This window comes from Nonomuraea sp. NPDC052116 (assembly GCF_040680035.1).
Classification (GTDB): Bacteria; Actinomycetota; Actinomycetes; order Streptosporangiales; family Streptosporangiaceae; genus Nonomuraea; species Nonomuraea angiospora_A.
Window position 1 is genome coordinate 24,787 of the sequence record NZ_JBFAWA010000073.1, and the last position, 6,211, is coordinate 30,997.

At 71.2% G+C, this 6,211-nt stretch carries 5 protein-coding genes; 2 read left to right on the forward strand and 3 right to left on the reverse strand.

The features are described 5' to 3' along the window. Nucleotides 1-17: 17 nt before the first annotated feature. Nucleotides 18-626: a TetR/AcrR family transcriptional regulator gene (locus AB0L65_RS61630; protein ID WP_364266921.1), complete on the reverse strand. Its 609-nt coding sequence runs from the start codon at nucleotides 624-626 to the stop codon at nucleotides 18-20. A 187-nt stretch (nucleotides 627-813) separates the two neighbouring features. Here AB0L65_RS61630 and AB0L65_RS61635 point away from each other — a divergent pair, with 187 nt between their 5' ends. Beyond that, a complete protein-coding gene (locus tag AB0L65_RS61635; RefSeq protein ID WP_364266924.1) occupies nucleotides 814-1,374 on the forward strand; it encodes a hypothetical protein in 561 nt (186 codons plus the stop codon). A gap of 80 nt (nucleotides 1,375-1,454) precedes the next feature. Here the strand turns inward: AB0L65_RS61635 and AB0L65_RS61640 are convergent, their stop codons facing one another. Both AB0L65_RS61640 and AB0L65_RS61645 read right to left on the reverse strand, forming a co-directional pair. Continuing rightward, a complete protein-coding gene (locus AB0L65_RS61640) occupies nucleotides 1,455-2,111 on the reverse strand; it encodes a M15 family metallopeptidase (protein WP_364266927.1) in 657 nt (218 codons plus the stop codon). Nucleotides 2,112-2,213: 102 nt separating this feature from the next. Continuing rightward, nucleotides 2,214-5,222 (reverse strand): BTAD domain-containing putative transcriptional regulator, encoded by a 3,009-nt coding sequence (locus AB0L65_RS61645; RefSeq protein WP_364266930.1) that lies wholly within the window; start codon nucleotides 5,220-5,222, stop codon nucleotides 2,214-2,216. A gap of 129 nt (nucleotides 5,223-5,351) precedes the next feature. Between AB0L65_RS61645 and AB0L65_RS61650 the strand changes: the two genes are divergently transcribed. Then, a partial coding sequence (locus AB0L65_RS61650) for a CHAP domain-containing protein (RefSeq protein WP_364266933.1) occupies nucleotides 5,352-6,211 on the forward strand: 860 nt, incomplete at its 3' end.

Consider the following 6,211-nt stretch of genomic DNA (forward strand, 5'->3'; position numbering starts at 1 on the left):
GGCGGAGGCCTGCGGCTTCAGGCGCCCGCCGGTCCGCTGTAGTCGGTGACGGCGTAAACCTGCAGAAGTCTCTCGACTCCGCGCAGGAAGGTCTCGCAGATCAGCACCGGGTCGAACAGGCAGCCGGCGGCCATGGCGCCGTCGCGCATCATCACGAAGTGGCGGGCGGCGGGCTCGGCGCCGGTCTCCTGGATCCTGGCCAGCAGCTCCGTGACGGTTTCCAGGAACCATTGGCGGTGGGCGAGCACGGCCTTGTGCACCGGGGACTCGGGGTCGGGATACTCGGCGGCGGCGTTGAGGAAGGCGCATCCCCGGAAGCCGGGGGACCGGATGCCTTGGGCGATGGACTCGCTGAGGGCCTGGATGGTGCCGGCGGCCGGTAGTCCGGCGGCGACGGCCTCGTCCGCCTGACCCCGCATGGCCCGGTCGACCTCGTTCAGGTAGGCGAGGACGAGGTCTTCCTTGCCGGGGAAGTGCCGGTAGAGGGTGGCCCGCGTCACCTGCGCTTCGGCGACGATGCGATCGATGCCGACGGCGTGGATGCCCTCCGCGTAGAAGAGCCGGGTGGCCGTGTTGAGCAGCCGGGACCGCGCTTCGGACGGCCGGCCTTCGGATTGGCTGGGCATACGGCCATCTTAGGGGGTAGAACGTTCGGTCTTGACATTCTGCGCCGCACGTTGCCATGCTGTGCCGAGACAGAACGTTCGGTCTAGCTAGGCACGAGCGAGGCGGCGGCCTGGCAGGACCCCCCACCGGACGAGAAGGCCGACCACGGGCCGCTCCCCACATCGCTCATCCACCGAAAGGATCATCATGAGCACGATCGCTGCTTCGCCCGGTTTTTCCGGGACCGCGTCCGCTTTGCGGCGGCTGTACTTCGTCCGGTTCGCGTTCGCCATCGTCTGGGCCCTCGCGATGTTCACGACCGCCTCGAACCTGGGTCCGCTCGCGGTCACCCTGCTCGTGCTCTACCCGCTGTTCGACGTGGCCGCCGCCGTCATCGACGCCCGCGCGTCGCGCGCCACCGGATCACCTGCCCTGCTGTACGTGAACATCGCGGTCAGCCTGATCACCGCCGTCGGCGTGGCCATCGCCTGCGCGTCCGGTATCCCGGCCGTGCTGCGCGTGTGGGGCGCCTGGGCGGTCGTGGCCGGGCTGGTCCAGCTGATCGTGGGCGTCACCCGCCGCAAGATGGGCGGCCAGTGGCCGATGATCATCAGCGGCGGCATCTCCGTACTCGCCGGTGCGTCCTTCATCGTCGGCGCCTCCGCGGCCGACCCGACGCTGGCCAACGCGGCCGGCTACGCGATCCCCGGCGGCATCTTCTTCCTCATCTCGGCCTTCCGTCTCGGCCGCGCCGCGAAGGGAAACTGACCTGGACGGCAACACGTACGACGTCGTCGTCATCGGGGCCGGCCCGTGACGGTGTGCTGCCGCCGGCCGAGCCGTCCACTTCAGGACGGCAACTCCCAGGGGCCGTACAGCGCGTGGTGAGCGCTCGTGGTGAAGGCCCAATAGCGCTCGCCGTAGGACCAATGCCACCACTCGGTCGGGTAGTTGACGAAGCCGATGGAGGTCATGGCGGTGCCCAGGATGTGCCGGTTCGCCGTGGCCTCCGCGGAGATGGCGGTCGAGGCGGTGTAGCAGGCCTCGCCGTCCTCCGGCGGGGTGGCGTTGACCGGCGTGCCCATCGGCAGTTCGTCGCCGGTGGAGGTGCACAGGGTCAGGTCGACCGCGCCGCCGGTGACGTGGGGGGCCACGTCGGGCGGGGAGACGTATCTGCTGGCCTCGACGTGAACGCGGTTCTCGTCCCAGCCGGGATGCGCGGCGCGGTGACGGGAGACCGATGAGTCGAAGTACTGCTGCTGCAGTCCCACCCGACGGTACCCCTCGGTGATCAGCAGGCGCAGCTCGCGGGGCAGCCGGGTCTGCGCGGCCACCAGCCGGTCGGCCACGCTCAGCCGTACGTGCGCGTAGGCCCCCTCGCGGTCGGCCAGCCTCGGATCGACGCGGATGGCCTCCACGGTGCGCAGGTCCACGAGCGGTTCCCCGCACTCCTTGACGGAAACCGCGGCGATCCGCGGGTCGGACAGGAGCACGATCTTCGGCATGGAAGCCCTCCGTTGTGAACCATGGACACGCCACATGAGGCGTGCCGTCGCCATGGTTCAGCAGCGGGATCCAAGACCGCTGTAATCCCTCTGAAACGGGTTTTACTGCGACATCTCCTCGTACTCGCGGGCGCCGTGCAGCCGGAACACCTCCAGCGCCTCGGCCCGGGTCCTACGGGCGGTGGCGTCATCGCCGAGGGCCTCGTGGACCAGCGCCAGGTCCCGCAGGGTACGGGCCCGGAACAGGCCCAGGCGCAGCGCCTCCCACAGCCGTACGGACTCCTCCAGATCAGCCTTGGCCTGGTAGAGGCGGCCCTCGGCCAGGTTGAGCTCGCCGAGGGTACGCAGGGTGCAGGCCTCGCCCCAGCGGTCGTGCAGGGTCCGGGTGACGCCGAGCGCCTCCTCCAGCAGCCGCCGGGCCTGCTCGTGCCCGCCGAGCCGGAGCCTGACCTTGGCCAGCGAACGGGAGCAGTAGGCCACCATGAGCCGGTCGCCGAGCTGCCGGAAGATCTCCAGCGCCTGCTCGCACACCTTCTCGGCCAGGTCGTACTCGCCTCTGGCGCGGTGGTGCAGCGACATGTTGCGCAGGGTCAGCCCGGCGCCGCGCTGGCTGCCGGCCTCCTGGTAGCGGGTCAGGGCCGTGGTGAAGTCGGTCCAGGCGGCGGCGTAGTCGCCGCGTTCGAGGCGTACCGTGCCGGTCAGCCGTTTGACGTGGGCGATGGCGGCGGTGTCGGCCAGGCGCTCCCAGAGCGGTTCGGCCTCGCCGAGGAAGTGCAGCGCCTCGGCCAGGTAGCCCTGTTCGCGGCACGCCGCGCCGAGGGCGGCCAGGGTGGAGGCCTCTCCTCGTACGTCCGCGGCCTCGCGGAACAGCGAAAGCGCCTGGCCGAGGTACTGGCGGGACTCGCTGTAGAAGTCCCGCTCGTAGTAGAGCTGTCCCAGGCCCGCCAGCAGGCTCGCCTCGCCGAGCACGTTGCCGGTGCGGCGCGCCGCGGCCAGCGCCGCCTCGTGGGTGCGGTGCCAGGAGGTGAACGGGTCGTCGACGACGTACTGGCTGCTCCCGAGGGCCACCAGGGACAGCGCGGAGGCGAGGTCGACGGCCAGCTGGTCGAGGTCCATCGAGGCGGCCAGCTCGACGGCGGCGATCAGCGACTCCTCCTCGCTCCGGAACCAGCCCCGCGGGTCGGCCAGCGCCGGGCGGGCCGCCTCATCCCCCACCGGGTGCGGCAGCCCGGGGGTGACGCGCAGGGGAACGGCCCCGGTCGGGACGACCTTGCTGACCTGCTCGACCAGCCACAGCCAGCCGCCCAGCACCCTTCTGGTCATCGCCGTCAGCTCCTCGGCCCCTTCCTCGGCCCGGGCACGCTCGCCGGCGAACAGCCTGACCAGGTCGTGGAGCCGGTAACGGGCCTGACCGGTCTCGTCGGGGTCCACCTCGTCGACCAATGAGGTGTCCACGAGCTGCTCCAGCAGCTGGTCGGCCTCGCGCGGGCCGATGTCCACGGCGGTCGCGGCCACCCAGAGGGGGAAGCTCGGCAGCCCGAGCAGGCCCAGCCGGCGCAGCGCCCGCTTCTCCTGGGCGGAGAGCATGTCGTAGCTGAGGGCGATGCTGGCGCGTACCTCCAGGTCACCGGCGGCCAGCTCGTCGAGCCGGTGCTGCTCGTCGGCGAGCCGGTCGGCCAGCCGCTGAGCCGACCAGCGGCGCCGCGAGGCCAGGCGCGCGCCCGCGACCCTCAGTGCGAGCGGCAGGCCACCGCACTGGCCGACGATGCGCGCCGCCGCCTCCGGGTCGCCGGTGATCCGTTCCTCGCCCGCGATGCGGATGAGCAGGTCGATGCCCGCGTCGGGCGGCAGCATGCCGAGGTCGACGAGCATGGCGCCGGACAGCCCGGCGAGCCGGTTCCTGGAGGTGACGACCACCGCGCAGCCCTCGCTGCCCGGCAGCAGCGGGCGTACCTGAGCCTCCGAGGCGGCGTCGTCCAGCACGATCAGCCGGCGCCGGTCGGCCAGCAGCGTCCGGTAGCGGCTGGCGCGCTCCTCCAGCGTGAGCGGGAGCGGCGCGCCGGTGGGCTCAAGCTCGCGCAGCAGCCGCCCGAGCACCTCCTCGGCACCGGCCGGCGTGCCTGTGGTGCCGCGCAGCTCGACGTGGAGCTGCCCGTCGGGATAGTGGTGCGCGATCTCGTGTGCCGTACGCAGTGCCAGGGCGGACTTCCCGACGCCGCCCTGGCCGGAGATGACGCAGATCGGGGTGGCGCCGGAGCCGGTGAGATGGTCACGCAGCGCCAGGATCTCCTTCTCGCGCCCGGTGAAGTCGGGCACGGGGGAGGGCAGCTGGCGCGGCATGCGGGGCGCGGCCTTGACCGGCCTGGCCAGCGCGGGGTCCGAACGCAGGATGGCCTCCTGCGCCTGGCGCAGCTCGGGCCCGGGCTCGACGCCCATCTCCTCGATCAGCACCCGGCGGCCCTTCTGGTAGACGGCCAGCGCGTCGGCCTGCCTGCCCACCCGGTACAGGGCCACCATGAGGTCGCGGCGCAGCCGCTCGCGCGTCGGGTGCAGCGCCACCAGCTCGGCCAGCTCGTCGATGAGCCGCTCGTCCTGCCCGGCCGCGAGGTCCGCGGCGATCCGCTCCTCGGTGACCGCCAGTCTCAGCTCTTCCAGCCGTACGGCTTCCGCGCGCAGGTACGCACCGCCGATCCCGCCCAGGGCCTCGCCGCGCCAGAGCCGCAGAGCCGCACGGAAGGTTTCGCCCGCCTCCTCGTGCCGCCCCTGCTGGGAGGACTGCCTGCCCTGGGTGACGAGCCGCTGGAAGAGGTCCCGGTCCAGGACGTCCGGGGGGATCTCGGCCAGGTAGCCGAGCCGGTGGGAGACGATGACGTCGGGCAGCCCCGCGCCGGTGAAGGCTCTTCGCAGCGAGGCGACGTAGGTCTGCAGCACGCCGCGGGCGGTCGTCGGCGGATCGGCCTCCCAGATCGCCTCGATCAGCCTGTCGACCGTGACGACGCGGCCCGCCTCCAGCAGGAGCGCGGCCAGCAGCGACTGCGGCTTGGCGCCCCCGAGGAGCACCTGCCGTCCCCCGCTCCACACTTCCACCGGTCCCAGGAGCCGTAACTCCATGTGAATCTCCCAGGTTTCGTGCCCGCACCGATCATGCCAGTACGGACCGGTACAGCGCTATTGCAGTCCATTTGGAGAGACCCCGACCAGTCTCAGTTCTCGTCAAGCAACGCAAGCGAGAGGGACGTCATGAAGAACTCGATGGCCAAGCGCGCCACCACCTGCCTGCTGTCGGCGACGATCTCGGTGGTCGGGCTGCAGGCGGCCCTCACCGCCCCGGCCTCCGCGGCGAGCCGGGACACGATCGTCTCGGTCGCGCAGGCGGAAGCCGGCAAGGCGGCCCGCAACAAGGAGAACCCCATGGGCAGCGGGTGCAACTACTACACAGGGGTCTTCCGCACGTGGAAGTCGGCCTCCGGCTGCGGTTCGGGGGACGGCGTGCAGTTCCGCAACAGCGACTGGTGCGCCGACTTCTCCAAGTACGTCTGGAAGACCGCCGGGGTGCGCTACGCGGACGTGGCCGAGACCAGCGGGGGCATCCTGACCGGCTGGGCCTCCTCCTTCAAGGACTACGGGACCACGTACGGCACCTGGCACGCCCGCTCCAGCGGTTACACCCCTCAGCCCGGGGACGCGCTGGTGTTCGACTGGGACCAGAGCGGGGACATCGACCACGTCGGCATCGTCACCTCGTCCAACGCGAGCACCGTCTACACGATCGAGGGCAACAGCGGCGACGCGATCAAGGCCCACAGCTACTCGCGATCGGACATCGACATCGTCGGCTACTCCTCACCGGTCGGCATCGACGGCGGTTCGCCGAACCTCGGCGTCCTGGAGTTCTACCTGTCCGACAGCCAGAGCTCGAACGTGGCCACCCGCCCGGCCATCGCGTACGGCAACAGCCCCATGGTGCCGATCCGTGGTGACTGGGATGGTGATGGCAAGGACACCGTCAGCAGCTTCGACCCGACCACCGCGACCTTCTATCTGTCCAACACTCCCGAAACCGGGGCGGCGTCTTACACCTTCCGTTATGGCGACGCCGG

Excerpts from the sequence above, each read along its gene's own strand:
- AB0L65_RS61645 (WP_364266930.1), bottom strand. The coding sequence starts at position 5,222 with ATGGAGTTACGGCTCCTGGGACCGGTGGAAGTGTGGAGCGGGGGACGG.
- AB0L65_RS61635 (WP_364266924.1), top strand. The coding sequence starts at position 814 with ATGAGCACGATCGCTGCTTCGCCCGGTTTTTCCGGGACCGCGTCCGCT.
- AB0L65_RS61630 (WP_364266921.1), bottom strand. The coding sequence starts at position 626 with ATGCCCAGCCAATCCGAAGGCCGGCCGTCCGAAGCGCGGTCCCGGCTG.
- AB0L65_RS61640 (WP_364266927.1), bottom strand. The coding sequence starts at position 2,111 with ATGCCGAAGATCGTGCTCCTGTCCGACCCGCGGATCGCCGCGGTTTCC.